General features: G+C 63.8%; 14 protein-coding genes. 3 read left to right on the top strand and 11 right to left on the bottom strand.

Going from position 1 to position 15,151, the window contains the following annotated elements:
• Positions 1-39: 39 nt before the first annotated feature.
• The 3 genes from ACNAOH_RS11200 to ACNAOH_RS11190 all read right to left on the bottom strand — a co-directional run bounded on the left by ACNAOH_RS11200 (position 40) and on the right by ACNAOH_RS11190 (position 4,906).
• On the bottom strand, positions 40-3,123 hold the full coding sequence (locus ACNAOH_RS11200; protein ID WP_443970261.1) for an efflux RND transporter permease subunit: 3,084 nt from the start codon (positions 3,121-3,123) through the stop codon (positions 40-42).
• 25 nt (positions 3,124-3,148) lie between these two features.
• The gene (locus ACNAOH_RS11195; RefSeq protein WP_443972116.1) at positions 3,149-4,339 is read right to left on the bottom strand and encodes an efflux RND transporter periplasmic adaptor subunit; all 1,191 of its coding nucleotides are present in this window, start codon (positions 4,337-4,339) and stop codon (positions 3,149-3,151) included.
• Between the two features lie 306 nt (positions 4,340-4,645).
• Positions 4,646-4,906 carry a GlsB/YeaQ/YmgE family stress response membrane protein gene (locus tag ACNAOH_RS11190; protein ID WP_443970260.1) on the bottom strand — a complete coding sequence of 87 codons (261 nt, stop codon included), beginning with the start codon at positions 4,904-4,906 and terminating at the stop codon, positions 4,646-4,648.
• Between the two features lie 249 nt (positions 4,907-5,155).
• Here ACNAOH_RS11190 and ACNAOH_RS11185 point away from each other — a divergent pair, with 249 nt between their 5' ends.
• Together ACNAOH_RS11185 and ACNAOH_RS11180 are read left to right on the top strand one after the other, a co-directional pair.
• Complete coding sequence (locus tag ACNAOH_RS11185; RefSeq protein ID WP_443970259.1) at positions 5,156-5,578, top strand: hypothetical protein; 423 nt, start codon at positions 5,156-5,158, stop codon at positions 5,576-5,578.
• Positions 5,578-6,393, top strand: coding sequence for a ferredoxin--NADP reductase (locus tag ACNAOH_RS11180; RefSeq protein ID WP_443970258.1), 816 nt, complete (start codon positions 5,578-5,580; stop codon positions 6,391-6,393). Before ACNAOH_RS11185 ends, ACNAOH_RS11180 begins: the two co-directional genes overlap by 1 nt.
• 3 nt (positions 6,394-6,396) lie before the next feature.
• Here the strand turns inward: ACNAOH_RS11180 and ACNAOH_RS11175 are convergent, their stop codons facing one another.
• From ACNAOH_RS11175 to ftsE, 4 genes are read right to left on the bottom strand one after another with little or no spacing between them, the layout of a single operon-like run.
• Positions 6,397-7,101, bottom strand: a complete 705-nt coding sequence (locus ACNAOH_RS11175; RefSeq protein ID WP_443970257.1) for a lysophospholipid acyltransferase family protein — start codon at positions 7,099-7,101, stop codon at positions 6,397-6,399.
• Between the two features lie 41 nt (positions 7,102-7,142).
• Complete coding sequence (locus ACNAOH_RS11170; protein ID WP_443970256.1) at positions 7,143-7,673, bottom strand: YdcF family protein; 531 nt, start codon at positions 7,671-7,673, stop codon at positions 7,143-7,145.
• Complete coding sequence (locus tag ACNAOH_RS11165) at positions 7,670-8,587, bottom strand: cell division protein FtsX (protein WP_443970255.1); 918 nt, start codon at positions 8,585-8,587, stop codon at positions 7,670-7,672. The genes ACNAOH_RS11170 and ACNAOH_RS11165 overlap by 4 nt, the downstream gene beginning before the upstream one ends.
• Positions 8,584-9,300, bottom strand: a complete 717-nt coding sequence (gene ftsE, locus ACNAOH_RS11160) for a cell division ATP-binding protein FtsE (protein ID WP_443970254.1) — start codon at positions 9,298-9,300, stop codon at positions 8,584-8,586. Before ftsE ends, ACNAOH_RS11165 begins: the two co-directional genes overlap by 4 nt.
• A gap of 161 nt (positions 9,301-9,461) precedes the next feature.
• Between ftsE and ACNAOH_RS11155 the strand changes: the two genes are divergently transcribed.
• Complete coding sequence (locus ACNAOH_RS11155) at positions 9,462-10,313, top strand: MJ0042-type zinc finger domain-containing protein (RefSeq protein WP_443970253.1); 852 nt, start codon at positions 9,462-9,464, stop codon at positions 10,311-10,313.
• Between the two features lie 21 nt (positions 10,314-10,334).
• Here ACNAOH_RS11155 and ACNAOH_RS11150 read toward each other — a convergent pair whose 3' ends face one another.
• The 4 genes from ACNAOH_RS11150 to ACNAOH_RS11135 form a co-directional block, all read right to left on the bottom strand.
• Complete coding sequence (locus ACNAOH_RS11150) at positions 10,335-11,756, bottom strand: alpha,alpha-trehalose-phosphate synthase (UDP-forming) (RefSeq protein WP_443970252.1); 1,422 nt, start codon at positions 11,754-11,756, stop codon at positions 10,335-10,337.
• Positions 11,753-13,534: a glycoside hydrolase family 15 protein gene (locus ACNAOH_RS11145; protein WP_443970251.1), complete on the bottom strand. Its 1,782-nt coding sequence runs from the start codon at positions 13,532-13,534 to the stop codon at positions 11,753-11,755. The genes ACNAOH_RS11150 and ACNAOH_RS11145 overlap by 4 nt, the downstream gene beginning before the upstream one ends.
• Positions 13,531-14,241, bottom strand: coding sequence for a trehalose-phosphatase (gene otsB / locus ACNAOH_RS11140; RefSeq protein WP_443970250.1), 711 nt, complete (start codon positions 14,239-14,241; stop codon positions 13,531-13,533). Before otsB ends, ACNAOH_RS11145 begins: the two co-directional genes overlap by 4 nt.
• A 123-nt stretch (positions 14,242-14,364) precedes the next feature.
• Positions 14,365-15,120 carry a competence/damage-inducible protein A gene (locus ACNAOH_RS11135; protein ID WP_443970249.1) on the bottom strand — a complete coding sequence of 252 codons (756 nt, stop codon included), beginning with the start codon at positions 15,118-15,120 and terminating at the stop codon, positions 14,365-14,367.
• Between the last annotated feature and the right edge of the window lie 31 nt (positions 15,121-15,151).

Genomic DNA, 15,151 nt, shown 5'->3' with positions numbered 1-15,151 from the left:
CCCACGCCCCTCTTCGGGAGGGGACGCGGGCGCTTGATCTTATTCGGCAGGGTGAGCCGGCGTCGTCGGACCGTGCGCGGTCCCATCATAGGTCAGCAACCGCTTGCGCAGCCACGGACCGAGCCGCTTCTCTAGGCCATCCGCCAGGCTGAAGCCCGCCGGCACGATAAGCAGCGTGAGCATGGTCGAGAGGATGAGGCCACCAATCACCACCGTCCCCATCGGCGCGCGCCATGCGCCATCGCCCGTCAGCGAGATGGCCGTTGGGATCATGCCGGCCGTCATCGCAACCGTGGTCATGATGATCGGCTGGGCGCGCTTGTGACCCGCCTCCATGATCGCCTCGAACCTGGGCACGCCGCGCTCCATTTCCTCGATGGCGAAGTCGATCAGCAGGATCGAGTTCTTGGCGACGATGCCGAAGAGCATGAGGATGCCGATGAACACGGGGAGCGACATGGCCTGACCGATGAGAAGCAGCGCGAGCAGCCCCCCAAGCGGTGCGAGCAGCAGCGACCCCATGTTCACAAGTGGCGACATGAAGCGCTTGTAGAGCAGGACCAGCACCGCGAAGACGAGCAGCACGCCTGCCGCCAGAGCGATCATGAAGTTCTGCATCATCTCTTCCTGCCACTCGTCCTGACCAACCGGGGCATTGGTGACGCCGGTCGGCAGGTTGCGCATGATCGGCAGGGCCTTGATCTCGGCATCCGCCGTGCCTTTAACGACACCACGCGCGAGATCAGCGCCGACGAATATGCGGCGGCTCTGATTATAGCGCTGGATCGTGGTGGGCCCGGCGCCGAAGCTGATCTCGGCTACCCGGCTCAGCGGCACCGAACCACCCATCGTTGTGGGCACGGGCAAGTTCTGGATGGTCGAGAGGTCGCGACGCGACGCCTCGGGCAGCATCACCCGGATCGGGATCTGCCGGTCGGACAGCGAGAATTTCGCGGTATTCTGGGTGATTTCGCCCTGCGTCGCAATGCGGATTGCCTGACTGAGCGACGATGTCGTCACCCCCAGTTGGGCGGCGAGATCCAGACGCGGTTTGATGATCAGCTCTGGCCGCTGCATGTCGGCAGCGAGGCGCGGCGCAACGACCGTCTTCAAGCCCTTCATCTGTTCGACGAGCGTGTTGGCTGCCTTTTCCAGCTGAACCGGATCGGACCCCGAGAGCATGATCGAGATATCGCGCCCGGTGCCGCCCCCGCCCTGCTGCGCAAGGAACGTGACGCGCGCATCGGGGATCGCCGCAAGGCGCGGCGCGAGGTCGCGCTCGAACTCGATCGACGTGCGCTTCCGATCAGGACGCAGCGTAATGAGAAGACGGCCATTACCTTCGCGCGCCGTGGTGACGACCGTAAGCGGCTCCTGCTCTTTCTCGATAATCGCCGCCACGCGGTCGGCCACGGCGTCGGTCTGCTGAATCGTCGTGCCGGGCACCATCTCGATGTTGATACGGCTGAAATCCTGGTTCGTTACCGGGAAGAACTCCTTGGGTATCACGATGAACAGGAAAATGGTGAATGCGAAGGACAGCGCGCCCAGCAGCATCATCCAGCGGCGGTGGCCGAGCGACCAGCGCAATATCTTCATATAGCGGTCCATCAGCGGTCCGCCGCCATGCTCGGCATGGCCGTGGGGCTTCAGGAAATAGGCCGCGATCATCGGCGTCACCATGCGCGCGATGGCAAGGCTCATCAGCACCGACACCACGACGGTCAAACCGAAATTCTTGAAGAACTGGCCGGCAATGCCTGGCATCAGACCGACAGGAAGGAAAACCGCGACGATGGAGAATGTCGTCGCAACAACAGCCAGCCCGATTTCGTCCGCCGCGTCGATCGCGGCCTGATAAGCCGACTTGCCCATGCGCATATGCCGCACGATGTTCTCGATCTCCACGATCGCGTCATCGACAAGCACACCCGCGACCAGACCCAGAGCCAGCAAAGACATGGAATTGAGCGTGAAGCCCATCAGGTCCATGATCCAGAAGGTCGGGATGGCGGACAGCGGAATGGCCAGCGCGGAAATGACCGTGGCGCGCCAGTCCCGCAGGAAGATGAACACCACGACGACGGCCAGCACGGCTCCTTCGATCATTGCCGAGATCGAGCTGTGATACTGGTCCTTGGTGTACTGCACGCTGTTAAACAACGTGAGGAACTTAACGCCCGGATTTTCCTTCTCGATTTCCTGCATGCGCTTCATGGCATCATCGAATACCGAGACGTCCGACGCGCCACGCGCGCGGGCAATCGAGAAATTGACGACCTGCTTGCCCTTGATCTTGGAAATGCGGGTCAACTCGCCATAACCGTCCGTGACGGTGGCGACGTCGGCCAGCTTTACGGCGCGGCCGTCGCCCAGAGAAATCTGGGTCTGGGAAAGATCGTACGCATCCTCGGCGTTGCCCAGAACGCGAACCGACTGCCGGCTCGATCCGAGCTCCGCGCGACCACCGGCCGCATTGAGGTTGGTCTGACGCAGGGTGTTGTTGACCTGGCTGGCGGTGACGCCGAGCGCCTGCATGCGTGCGGGGTCCAGAATGACGCGAATCTCGCGGTCCACGCCCCCGTTACGCGTCACGGATGCCATGCCGCTTACCGACAGCAGCCGCTTGGCGACCGTGTCGTCCACGAACCAGCTCAGCTGCTCGATCGTCATGTCCGAGGCAGTGACGGCGAAATAGGCGATCGGCTCGCTCGACGTCGCCTGCTTGATGACCTGCGGTTCAAGGATGCCATCGGGCAGATCGCTGCGGATCTGGTCGATCGCGTTCTTGACCTCATTAACGGCCTGATTGACGTCCTCGCCGATCTGGAATTCGACGACGACGGTGCTCGACCCTTCCTGCGTGGTCGACTGGATCGTGCGCACGCCGTTGATCGTGCGCACGGCGGATTCCACCTTGTTGGTGATCTGCGTCTCGATCTCGGTCGGCGCGGCGCCCGGCTGCGCGACCGTCGCGATGACGACCGGGAACTCGATGTCCGGATCGTTCTGGACCTGCATCCGCGCGAACGAGATGAGCCCGGCGAGCGTGAGCCCGAGGAACAGGACGATCGGAACCACTGGGTTCATGATCGACCATGCCGAGATGTTACGGAAACTCATCGGATGTTGCCTCTTGCCTTCTCGCTCAGCGCGCCGCGCCGGACTGCTGAATCTTGGTCTTCACCACCTCGCCGGGATTGAGGAAGCCCGCCGCGAAGAGCACGACCTTCTCCTGACCGGCAAGGCCGGAAACGACCGGCACGCCGCTGGCTGTAACCGATCCGGTCTTGATCGCACGACGCTGCACCTTGTTCTTCTCGTCGACGATATAGACGTAGCTGCCTTGCGTGTCCGACTGGATGGCGCTCTCCGGCAGCACAGGCGCCGTCGTGTCGCCGGCCGCGATCTGAACCGTGGCGAAACCGCCCGGACGCAGCGACTGATTATAGGGCAGCTCGATCCGCGCAATGCCAAGCCGCGACTGCGCGTCGATGACGGGCGAGATCTGCCAGACCTTCCCTTCAAAACTTCTGGTCGAACCCGCAGGCGTGACGGTCGCACGGGTGCCGACGCGGATGTTCGCCAACGCACCCTCGTCGAGGCGCGCTTGCGCTTCGAGCCTGCCACCCTCCGCGACGCGGAACAGCACCGTGCCGCTCTGCACGATCTGCCCGGCTTCGACTGTGCGCGTGAGGACGAGGCCGGACGCAGGCGCCCGAACGTCCAGTCGGCCAACGCGAGCACGTGCCTGATTGAGCGTAGCGACCGCGACATTAGTACGAGCATTCGCCGCATCGCGCGTTGCGCTGAGCTGATCGATCTGCGCCTTGGACACGAAGCCGTTGGCCACGAGCGCCTTGGCGCGATCGAGATTGGACTGGGCGAGGCGCGCGTCGGCGCGGGCCACTTCCACCTGCGCGGTGAGCCCGGCAATCTCCTGCGCCTGCACGGAGCGCTCGATGACGACAAGAGTCTGGCCCTTGGTCACCCAGTCGCCCGCTTCCGCCCGCACGGAAAGAACCCGCCCGCCTTCGCCGACCACGCCCACCGGCATGTCCCGGATCGCGCCGATCGAGCCGGTCGCGTTGACCATATTGGTGACATCCTGCGGTCTGGCGATCGCGACGGTAACGGTCTGGGCCTGCTGGTCTCCAGCACCGACAGCGGTATCGCCGCCTGCTCCGCCGAACAGCTTGAAGGCGACGACGCCGAGAATCAGAATAGCCGCGGCGGCGACGATCAGGATCATCCGCTTGCGACGGGCAAGGGCTTCGTCCCCGGCCTCAAAATCGGCGGACCGGAACTCGTCGCCCTTCAACTGCGTCTCGTAATTCATCGTCATTAGCCCCGCGCCGCGCGCTTTGTTTCGTTCATCGATCGATGCTGTATTATCCGAATAAGTCACCTTCGGCAAGCATCATCCGGCTGTCGCTTTTGAGCAGGGCAGGGTCTTTGAATTCATGTTCCGGCATGCCGCACCAGAAGGCGCGGAAAGACCATACAGAATCGCCCAACCTGCGATCCAAGCCAGCGGTCCCTGAACAGAAACGGCCCGGTGCTCAAGACACCGGGCCGCTGATGGCCGATTGGCCATGTCGTTCGTCGAAATCTTTTAGTGTGGCGACATTGCCGCCACACAAACCTATCGAATCGAACCGCGACGAACGAGGTTGACGATCGCGAGCAGAATCACCGCGCCGACCAGCGACACGAGGAACGCCGTCAGATCAAGCGGCGCCTGATTGATCGTGCCACCAGAAAAGATGAGGCCGCCCAGAAACGCACCTACGATACCAACAACGATGTTCAGCAGAATGCCCTGCTGCGCGTCCGTGCGCATAATGAGGCTTGCGAGCCAGCCGACGACGCCACCGACGATAAGCCAGATGATCAAACCACCCATGACCGTTCCTTTCCTATCCTAACTGATCGGATCAGGCTCATGGAGCCCCTGCTCACATGGTTACCCGCCCGTCCGGGTTGGTGGCTGGATAACGCGCCTCATCGACAGGATGTTCCACCGGGCGGTTCGGCTGTTGATCGGTCAACACATTTTGCTTGATTTCACGCGACTTTTTCGCCCCGCCTCGCACGCACAATTGATGCTGCACCTTGTCTTGATATTGCGAATAGCTCGCAATAAAGTGGTGTCATGTACACTTATCTTGATCGCCCGCTTGGCGCCCTCACCGCAAAGGAGCGCTTCCTGCTCGCCTCAATGCGAGCTTGGGTTGGCGCGGCACGAGGCGGAGGCTGCCTGTGCGAAGCGCTTGTTCATGCGTTTCGCCACAACGGCATGGGACCGGCCCTGGACGATTTCTGCCTCATCATGGCGACGCTTGATAGCGCGGCTATCGGCCACCTGCGTTTTGGCTCACTTGACTTGGCGCGCGTGACAGACGACGAGGCGCGGATTCTCGCTCTTTTCGAGGTCGCGAGGGCCGGCCCACTGGACCGGCTGCGCCGCGTCTCGGCGGGGCTGGTGCAGGAGGATGCCGTTGCATCCCTTGCGCAGGCGGTCGATTTCGTCGCGATCGCAATGGCGGACACGGATACGGACACAGGAAGAAGTTGATGAATGTGATCACCCGCGCACCCTCGCTCATTCCGGAGCACAGCGCCTTTCAGACCGTAGGGGTCAAATGGGTGCGCCACTGGAACGAGCATCTCTTCAGCTTCGCGGTCGACCGGCCGCCCAGCTTCCGTTTCCGCTCGGGCGAGTTCGTCATGATCGGCCTGCCCGGCGAAAGCCGCCCGCTCATGCGCGCTTATTCGATCGCGAGTCCGGCGTGGGCCGAGGAGCTGGAATTCCTCTCGATCAAGGTGCCGGACGGGCCGCTTACTTCCCGGCTGCAGCTGATCCAGCCGGAAGATCAGCTGTATCTGGGCAAGAAGCCGACCGGAACGCTTGTTGCGGATGCTCTGCTCGGCGGCTCCCGGCTTTTCATGTTTTCGACCGGCACCGGCCTTGCGCCGTTCCTGAGCCTCGCACGCGACCCGGAGATATACGACCGCTTCGATCAGGTCATCATCGTCCATTCCGTGCGGCGCGTGAGCGATCTTGCCTATAAGGACGAGTTACTGGCTCAGTTGGCCGATGATCCGCTGGTGGCGGATCAGGCGCTGCTCCAGTTCCACTATATCCCCACCGTGACGCGCGAGGAATTTCACACCACAGGCCGTATCGGCGCACTTATCGAAAGCGGACGGATGTTCCTTCCACCGCTTTCCGGCGATCCGTTCCTTAATCCGGAAACAGACCGCATCATGCTTTGCGGTTCTATGGAAATGATCAAGGAAACCGCCGCGATGCTTGACTCGCTCGGCTTCGACGAGGGCTCGAACAACAATCCCGGCCGCTACGTGATTGAGCGCGCGTTCGTCGACTGACAGTCAGCGCGTTATGTTCAGGGCATTGATCGCGGCGTAAACCCGCGCTTCCGCTTCTGCGCGCGGCAGACCAGGCGGCACAGGCTCCCCGATGCGATATGTGATCGTGCCGGGAAAACGAAGATGTCGCCCGCGCGGGTTGCAGTTTCCGCTATCTATCGCGACGGGTACGACCGGCACGCGAAGCACGGCGTAGAGCGCGGCGAAACCGGCCTTCAGAGGCGGCGCCTCACCGGGGCGCACGCGCGTTCCCTCCGGGTAAAAGATGAATACGCGCCCCTTGCCCATTGCCGCCTTCGCGCGGGAACACAAAGCCCGCAAGGCCTTTGCGCCCCCGTCGCGATCCACCGGAATGACGCCGTAGCGCGCCGCGACCCACCCCCATAATGGAATGGCGAGAAGCTCCCGTTTGGCCGCGATGACCGGTCGATCAAGCAGGCAGAGCGCGTCAACGGTTTCGAACATCGCTTCATGCTTGCACGCGATGAAGCAGACATCCGCCGGCATGATACCTTCCACGACGATTCTCTGACCCAGAATGACGCGAGAAAGGATGCGATGCTGCCACGCCCAGACCGTGGCGACTGCCCCGACCGCGCGAACGCCCAATGGCCAGGCCAGCACGGCGAGAATGGTCAGCACGGCGGACATAAAAAAGAAAAAGAGAGTAAAGACGAGAGTCCGCACCGCCGCGACGGATAGCGTCACCGGGCTCTCCTGCGGAGGGCCACGATAACCCGCAACGCCGCTCACAGCCCGGCAAGCCCCACTGCCCGGCGCAGGACATATTTATGATATTCCCGCAACAGCACGCGCAGGCTCGGCTGGCTGCGCACCGCGTCCGGCACGATACGAACCGATCCCTTGATCTGCTGGGCCAGCTCATAATGTGCGCGGCGCATATGCCAGTCCGCCGTGATGAGGCGAATGGACGTATAGCCGCGCTTCGCAATCCAGGCGCTTGTCTCGATAGCGTTCGATCGGGTGTCCACAGCCTCGCGGCCCAGCGTCACGCAGCAGTCCATCAAGGTCTGGGGAATGGCATAGAGCTTGGCGAGTTCCCTACGCTTCACGTCCCTGTCTACCCCGCTGATGAAGAGCTGTTTTGCTTCCCCGCGCCGCAGCAGGGCCACGCCCCGGTCGATCCGCCCGGCCGATCCGGTCAGTACCACGATCGCGTCGGTTTTTTCATCATCCACTGGGCGCGGCAACAGGATCGCGAACCACGCAAACCCTGCCACCCAGAGGATGAGCAGCCAGCCGATCAGCCGGCTAATCATAGCGAGCGCTCCAAAGCGCGTTGCAATGTGATGCGCGCTGAGATCCAGGCAACGGCGATGCCGGCCACCGGCAGCAGCGGCAGGACCAGCCAGCTCCAAGCCGGCAGACCGGCGGACTGGACAAGATCCGACATGACGGCCGCGACGCTACGGCCGACCACCAGAATGACAACCACTGCACCGGTAAAACCCAGCACGGCGCCAAACGCCGCGTCCAGCGTCATGCGCTGCTGGAAGAGGCGGGCGACCTGCGCGTCCGTAGCGCCAAGCATGTGCATGATGTCTATTGTCCCGCGATGGATGGCATGAGCGCCCCGGGCCGCGAGCACGACGACGGCCCCGGTCGCCGTTGCCATCAATGCAACAAGCCCGAAGGCGAGCCAGCCAATGCCGCTGACGAGCCGGGCGAGCGGGGTCAGATACGTCGCATGCGGTTCCACCCGCGCGTTGGCGTTTATGGCGCGCACCTGCTTGTCCAGTTCGGCAAGCCGGGAGGCGCGACCCGCTTCCGGCACGGCAAGGTCGAGGTCGATCAGAGCTGGGAGCGGCACATCGCCCAATTTGAGATCGCTGCCCAGCCAGGGAGCGAGTTGCGCTTCCAGCTGCGACTCCGGCACGACCGTCACGCCGCCAGCGTCGCCGCTGCCCTGAAGCAGAGTGACGACCCGCTGCACGGCCTGCCCGCGCACCAGCGGATCGGGCTCCGCAATCTGGATCGTTACCCGGTCCGATACATCCGCGTTGATCGCGGAGGCCGAGGCGTGGAGCGACAGACCACCGGCCGTGGCGAGCACAGTGAGGAACATCATCACCGCGATGACCCAAGGCATGGGGCCTGTGAGGCGCCCCTCCGGCAACAATTGCCGATTGGAAAATCCGGTGTCTGCGGTCTCGGCCGCCGCTCGCAAAATCATGAGCGGTTCACTCCCCCAAGATGGAGAGGCTGGCGCGGCAGAGCGGCGGGATCGGCGAGGCGGCCCTTGTCCAGCCGGAGCATCTGCGCGCCGGAGACCTTGCCGAGGAGATTGAGGTCATGGGTGGCGACAACGATCGTCGTACCCAGCTTGTTCAGTGCCTCGAAGAGCGTGATGAGCCGGGTCGCCATATCCTGATCGACGTTACCGGTCGGTTCGTCGGCCACAAGGAGTTCGGGCCGGCCGATGACCGAGCGCGCGATCGCCACGCGCTGCTGCTCTCCGCCTGACAGCGTCGCCGGCAGCGCCCGCGCCCGATCGGTAAGACCCACCCAATTCAGCATTTCTTCCACGGGTGGGCGGAGCTGCGCATCGGACACGCCGGCAATGCGCAGCGGCAGCGCGATGTTGTCGAACGCGGACAAATGCGGCACGAGCCGGAAATCCTGGAAGACCACGCCGATCCGGCGGCGAAATCCCGGCAGTCGCGCACGCGGCAATGTCACGATGTCCGCCCCGAACAGATGGATCGCGCCCCGGCTGGGACGCTGGGCGAGATAAAGCAGTTTCAGCAGCGACGTCTTGCCCGCACCGGACGCGCCGGTCAGAAAATAGAACGCACCCTCGTCAAGCGAGAAGCTGAGGTCCGAGAGCGTCTCCGGGCCGGGTCCGTAGCGCAGCCCGACATTCTCGAACTGGACGATCTTGGTCATCGCCGCGCTGCTATTCCTTCGCATGAGGCCGGGTGTGAACCGGCCGGTGCATGGCACAGCCGCCCCCGCGGAGCAAGGCGCGAGCGCGCGATGCGTCCGGTCGGGTCGACCATGCTATCCCCCGCTTGCCCTGATCGGAAATCCGGTGTTTATGCTCGGCGATGATCTTGGTCTGCCCCAGTTGCGCCACACGCTACGTCGTCCCGGACAGCGCCATCGGTCCGGAAGGGAGGCAGGTGCGTTGCGCCTCGTGCCGGCACAGCTGGTTCCAGGAAGGTGCCGCGCTCGAACGCCCCGCAGCAGCCCCCGCGCCGTCCATTGCCGCGCCGATGCGTGCGGAAGGATCAGTGGCCGTGGCGGAGCGCGAAATGGTGGCGCCCGAGAGCCCGGCTACTCCCCGGCCGGAGCCCGAAGTCGCCTCCGCAAGCGAAGGAAGCACGCGGGCCGAAGCGCCCGTTGCACCGCCTGCGACCGATGCGCCCGCCACTGACTCTCCGGCAGATGATATGCCTGCCAATATAGCTGCTGTCCCGGACTTCGTTCATCAGCCGGACGAGGAGTGGCAGCCCCCGGTTCGCCGTCGGCGCAACCCGGCAAAGCTCTGGACGGCTGCAGCCGTGGCCTTCCTACTGATCGTCGGAGCGGCAGGCGGCCTGCTCTGGTATTTCGGGCCGCCGAGCTGGGCCGTTAATATGGGCCTCGCGGCAAATCCTGATGAGCCGGAGCTACTCTTCTATCTTCCCCGCCCGCCCGAGCGCCGCAAGCTGCCGACGGGAGAGGAATATTTCGCCTTTTCCGGACGCATCGTGAACGGCGGCAATCAGGAACTGCCAGTGCCGCCGATCGTCGTGGAGCTGCGCGATGCACAAGACCGGCTCGTCTTTTCGTGGATGACCAAGGCCGACAAGGCACGTCTGAAGCCGGGCGAAGAAGCGCGCGTCTCCGAAAGCCGGCTCGACATCCCCAAGAACGCACGGAATCTGGCGCTCAAATTCGCTGACGGCAGCGAGTAAGGCGCAGCGAGCGGCACTCGCTTACTGGGCTGCGTGGCTTACCGGTTCCGCGCCGGCACAGCCGCCCTCACCCGCCCGTTCCATTGCGTCGAGGAATCCGGCGCACCACCAATGAACGTCCTCGCGTCGGACATTGTCGATCAGGCGCTCCCAGCGCGCAATCCGCTCCTTGCGCGGCATACGCAGCGCCATGACAATGGCGTCCGCCATTTCTTCCGCACTGAACGGATTGACCAGCACCGCATCCTTGAGCTGAGCGGCGGCGCCAGCAAACTGCGAGAGGATGAGCACGCCGGGATCGCGCGGATCCTGCGCCGCGACAAATTCCTTGGCGACCAGATTCATGCCGTCGCGCAGCGGAGTGACAAGCCCGATCCGCGCCGCCCGAAAAATGCCGGCAAGCTCGGCGCGCGGATAGCCCTGGTTCACATAGCGGATCGGCACCCAGTCGATCTCGGCATATTCGCCGTTGATCCGGCCCGAAAGCGCATCGAGGCTGGAGCGGATTTCCTGATAGGTATCCACTTTCTCCCGGCTGGGCGGCGCGATCTGCAGCAGATAGACCAGCCCGCGCAGATCGGGGTGATGCGCCAGAAACCGCTCATAGCCCGCAAAGCGCTCCGTCAGCCCCTTGGAATAATCGAGGCGGTCGACACCCACGAGGAGGCTGCGCCCCGGCGATGAAAGATACATGCGGTCGCGGGTCAGCTCCGCTTCGGGCGAAGCGGCAGCAGCCTCGAACTCGGCGGTGTCGATGCCGATCGGCGCGGCAATGGCTCGCACCGTGCGATCACCGAGAACGAGCGCGCCGTCTTTGCCCAGCGTGCCACCCAGATGAGTGGTCACATAATGGCGGAAATGCTCCAGCCAGTCCTCGGTCTGGAAGCCGATCACGTCATAATTGAAGAGCGCCTCGACAAGCTTGCGATGCGTCGGCAACGACAGCAGCAGATCGGCCGGCGGCCAGGGAGTATGCAGGAAGAAGCCGATGCAGTTCGGCACGCCGAGCCTGCGCAGCTCGCCGCCAAGCGGAATGAGATGATAGTCGTGCACCCAGACGATGTCGTCGCGCTTGATGAGCGGGCGCGCGGTCTCGGCAAAGCGCCGATTGACCCGCGCATAGCCGCCCTCGAAATCGCGCTCGAACTCGGTGAGATCCACCCGGTTGTGGAAGAGCGGCCAGAGCGTGCGGTTGGCATAGCCGTTATAATATTCGTCGATATCCTGCGGTTCGAGATCGATGACGGCGCTCGTGGTGGGGCCATCCTCCTCATAATGGATCTCGCCGGTGAAGGTCTCGACCGTCTCTCCCGACCAGCCGAACCACACGCCGCCCCGTTCCCGCAGGGCGGAAAGCAGCGCGACCGCGAGCCCACCCTGATTCCCGCCCGAGCTTTGCTTGAGTTGCTGGACCCGGTTGGAAATGACGACAAGACGGCTCATCGCAGAGTCCTCCACGGCTTGCTGAGCATCACTGCACAATTGATGAGGCCAACGAGCGAATAGGTCTGCGGATAGTTCCCCCAGAGTTCTCCGGTCGCCGGGTCGATATCCTCCGAGAGCAACCCCGCAGGCGTCCGCCGCGCAACCATTTCCTCGAAGAGCGCGCGCGCGTCCTCGTGCCGGCCCGTCGCATCCAGCGCTTCGATCAGCCAGAAGGTGCAGACATTGAACGCGGTGTGCGGCAGGCCGAAATCATCCTCGGTGGCATAGCGCAGCATGTGACTGCCCCGTCGCAGCCCCTCTTCCACCGCCACCAGCGTGCCCTGAAAGCGGGGATCGTTCGGCGCGAAGAAGCGCAGATCCAGAAGCTGAATGATGCTGGCGTCGAGATCGTCTCCGCCAAAGGTGGCGGACACACGGTTGGTCTCCGGCCGCCAGGCGGCCTGCTCGATCGTCTCGCGCATCGTCGCTGCGCGCTCCGTCCAGAACTCATGCCGATCCGAGAGCCCAAGCACTCTGGCCGCGCTGGCCAGCCGGTCGCAGGCCGCCCAGCACATCGCGGCGGAATAAGTGTGGACGAAGGACTTGGTCCGCAGCTCCCACAGTCCCGCATCGGGCTGGTCATAAACCTGCCAGGCGCGCTCGCCGACCGCTTCGAGAGCGTGGAAATCCTCTACACCGGCCATGCGCAGCAGGCGCTGATCGAAGAAGGCCTGCACGTTGCAGAGGACGATCTGGCCATAAGCATCGTGCTGGACCTGCTCATAGGCCTGATTACCCACGCGCACTGGCCCCATGCCGCGATAGCCCGGCAGGCTCTCCTCTATGCGTTCGATGATGCGCGCTTCGCCACCCACGCCGTAAAGAGGCTGGATATGTCCGCCTCGCGCATCGTCCACGATATTGCGGAGATACTCGAGATAGCTCTCAAGCACGTCGAGCGCACCGAGCCGGTTAAGCGCCTGCACCGTATAATATGCATCGCGGATCCAGCAGTAGCGATAGTCCCAGTTGCGCCCACTGTCGGCATGTTCAGGGAGGGAGGTGGTGAGCGCGGCGACGATTGCCCCGGTCTCCTCATGCTGGCAGAGCTTGAGCGTGATCGCCGCGCGGATCACTACGTCCTGCCACTCCACGGGCGTCGCCAACCCGCGCGCCCAGTGTCGCCACTCATGCGTCGTGCGGTCGAGCATAACGCCCAGAACGTCCTGCAACCCGCCAGAAAAGCTCTCGTCCGGCCCAAGGAAGAAATGCAGCGACCGCTCAAGCCGGAAGAAATTCTCGGCGCGCAATCGGTCGATCGGCGCGTCAGTGGTCAGGCGCAGGGTCTGATCGCGCATCAGGTAGCGGATATGATTGGACCCTGTGGTGATGCTCGTCGGCTGGCCCCAGTCCGTTGCGACCCGCAGCGCGACGCGGATACGGGGGGAGCCGCCCACCGGGCGGACGATGCGCGCAAAGGCAGTCGGCCGGTAGGGCCGGTTCTCCCGCACGAAGCGAGGGCAGAAATCGACGATCTCCACGGCATTGCCCGTGGCGTCCTCGTGGCGGGTCACCAGAACTGCCGTGTTGCGCAGGTAGGATTGCTCCGTGCGCACCGCGCCTTCGAGTTCGATTGTCCAATAGCCGGTTTCCGGATTGTCGCCGGCAAGCAGCGCACTGAACGCCGGATCGCCATCGACACGCGGCACGCAACCCCACACGAAGCGCCCGGTGCGATCGACCAGGGCAGAGACCTGGCAATTGCCGATTGGCCAGAGGTCCATTTCAGAGGTCATGCGGTCACCTCGATTGCAGCTCGGACCCAGGCATGCACCGCCGCGACATCGGGCAGCCGATACAGGGCGCGTGTCTTGCGGGGCTGATCCACCAGCACTCCGGCGCCGCCGGCATCTTCGGCCGCGATGAATCCATCCTCGTCAGTGAGATCGTCGCCAAAAACGAGCGGCCGGGTGCCGGCCATCTGCGGCAGCGCAAGCAGCGCAGCCACCGCGCGGCCCTTGTCGCCATCCACCCGCAACTCGACCATCATCTTGCCTCGCTGCAGGCGCAAGCCGTACTGGCTCGCCAGCATCTCGGCCAGGGCGGTCGCCTCCGCCTCAAGCTCAGGCTTCAACCGATAATGAACGGCCGCGCCCAGCGTCTTATGCTCGAAGTAAAGGCCGTGCTCCCGCGCGAAGCGGTCCAGCGCCGTGCCAGCGCGATCGAGGCCGGAAGGTCTCTCCACAGCCCACGCCTCCCCGCCCGCCGCACGCAGCTCCGCCCCATGACTTCCCGCCATGGCGATCTCATTCGCGAAGGGGCCGAGAAACATATCGAGCTGGGCGAGCGACCGGCCGCTCACGATCGCGATGCGACCCGGCATGTGAATGGAAAGCGTGCGCAACGCCTGCAGAAGCGCCGGGGGCACAATGATGGAATCGGGCGTGGGCGCAATGTCCACCAACGTCCCGTCAAAGTCGAAGAACAGGCTCTGTCTCGCCATGTCATGAGGCGGTGGTCCGCAAACAACCGGCGGTGAACTCGACGCAAACGTTTCGGGCATGTATCTTAGAACGGCAGGGAACCAAGGGAGTTCCCCGGAAACGGGAAATGATTTCCGCGCCGGTCAGATGCCGCCGTCGATCACCTCATGGCCCATCGCCCGCAGAGCTGCGGTCAGTTCGGCCGCGCAAGCATCCAGCACCGGCTCCTCGGTGGAGCGAATGACGAAGTTCGCGCCGCTCCGCCCTTCGCGAAAGAACGGATAGCTACCGATCTGGCAACCCTCGTGCGCATTTTCCGTTTTGCCCAGAAGGTCGGCCACTTCACTTTCCGCCACCCAGCAGCCGATCTGACGGCTCAGCACCGGCGCACCGCCTTCCAGCGAACCGGTGAGCGCATCTAGCATTCCCGCCGTGATGTGAGGCACGCCCGCCATGATGAAGATATTCTCCACCCGGATACCCGGCGCGCCGGAATAGCGATTGGGAATGAGGCTTGCGCCTTCCGGCACGCGCGCCATGCGAAGCCGTGCGTCCGTAAGGCCGCCGCGTGTCGCATAATAATCCTGCAGGGTCGCGCGCGCCTCCGGGTGGACGATCACATCCCGCCCCAGCGCCGCAGCGATGGCATCCACGGTGATGTCGTCATGCGTGGGGCCGATGCCGCCGGTCGTGAATACATAGTCATGGGCTACGCGCAGTGCATTCACGGCTGCGCCGATGCCGTCCATGTCATCGGCAACGACCCGCACTTCGCGCAGTCTGATGCCCTGCACGTTCAGCCATGTCGCGATCTGCGCGATATTCTTGTCCTGCGTGCGCCCCGAGAGGATTTCGTCTCCGATGACAATCAGCGCAGCAGTCCAAATCCGGGCGTTCATCGGGCTATGTCTCCGCAGCCGCGGCGACCGA

Source organism: Sphingobium sp. CR28 (genome assembly GCF_052327305.1).
Taxonomy (GTDB): Bacteria; Pseudomonadota; Alphaproteobacteria; order Sphingomonadales; family Sphingomonadaceae; genus Sphingobium.
This window is presented reverse-complemented; position numbering and strand designations above follow the sequence as displayed.

What these genes read in the sequence shown, in the direction of transcription:
- ACNAOH_RS11200 (WP_443970261.1), bottom strand. Translation starts at nt 3,123, where the DNA reads ATGAGTTTCCGTAACATCTCGGCATGGTCGATCATGAACCCAGTGGTT.
- ACNAOH_RS11195 (WP_443972116.1), bottom strand. Translation starts at nt 4,339, where the DNA reads ATGAATTACGAGACGCAGTTGAAGGGCGACGAGTTCCGGTCCGCCGAT.
- ACNAOH_RS11190 (WP_443970260.1), bottom strand. Translation starts at nt 4,906, where the DNA reads ATGGGTGGTTTGATCATCTGGCTTATCGTCGGTGGCGTCGTCGGCTGG.
- ACNAOH_RS11185 (WP_443970259.1), top strand. Translation starts at nt 5,156, where the DNA reads ATGTACACTTATCTTGATCGCCCGCTTGGCGCCCTCACCGCAAAGGAG.
- ACNAOH_RS11180 (WP_443970258.1), top strand. Translation starts at nt 5,578, where the DNA reads ATGAATGTGATCACCCGCGCACCCTCGCTCATTCCGGAGCACAGCGCC.
- ACNAOH_RS11170 (WP_443970256.1), bottom strand. Translation starts at nt 7,673, where the DNA reads ATGATTAGCCGGCTGATCGGCTGGCTGCTCATCCTCTGGGTGGCAGGG.
- ACNAOH_RS11165 (WP_443970255.1), bottom strand. Translation starts at nt 8,587, where the DNA reads ATGATTTTGCGAGCGGCGGCCGAGACCGCAGACACCGGATTTTCCAAT.
- ftsE (WP_443970254.1), bottom strand. Translation starts at nt 9,300, where the DNA reads ATGACCAAGATCGTCCAGTTCGAGAATGTCGGGCTGCGCTACGGACCC.
- ACNAOH_RS11155 (WP_443970253.1), top strand. Translation starts at nt 9,462, where the DNA reads ATGATCTTGGTCTGCCCCAGTTGCGCCACACGCTACGTCGTCCCGGAC.
- ACNAOH_RS11150 (WP_443970252.1), bottom strand. Translation starts at nt 11,756, where the DNA reads ATGAGCCGTCTTGTCGTCATTTCCAACCGGGTCCAGCAACTCAAGCAA.
- ACNAOH_RS11145 (WP_443970251.1), bottom strand. Translation starts at nt 13,534, where the DNA reads ATGACCTCTGAAATGGACCTCTGGCCAATCGGCAATTGCCAGGTCTCT.
- otsB (WP_443970250.1), bottom strand. Translation starts at nt 14,241, where the DNA reads ATGGCGAGACAGAGCCTGTTCTTCGACTTTGACGGGACGTTGGTGGAC.
- ACNAOH_RS11135 (WP_443970249.1), bottom strand. Translation starts at nt 15,120, where the DNA reads ATGAACGCCCGGATTTGGACTGCTGCGCTGATTGTCATCGGAGACGAA.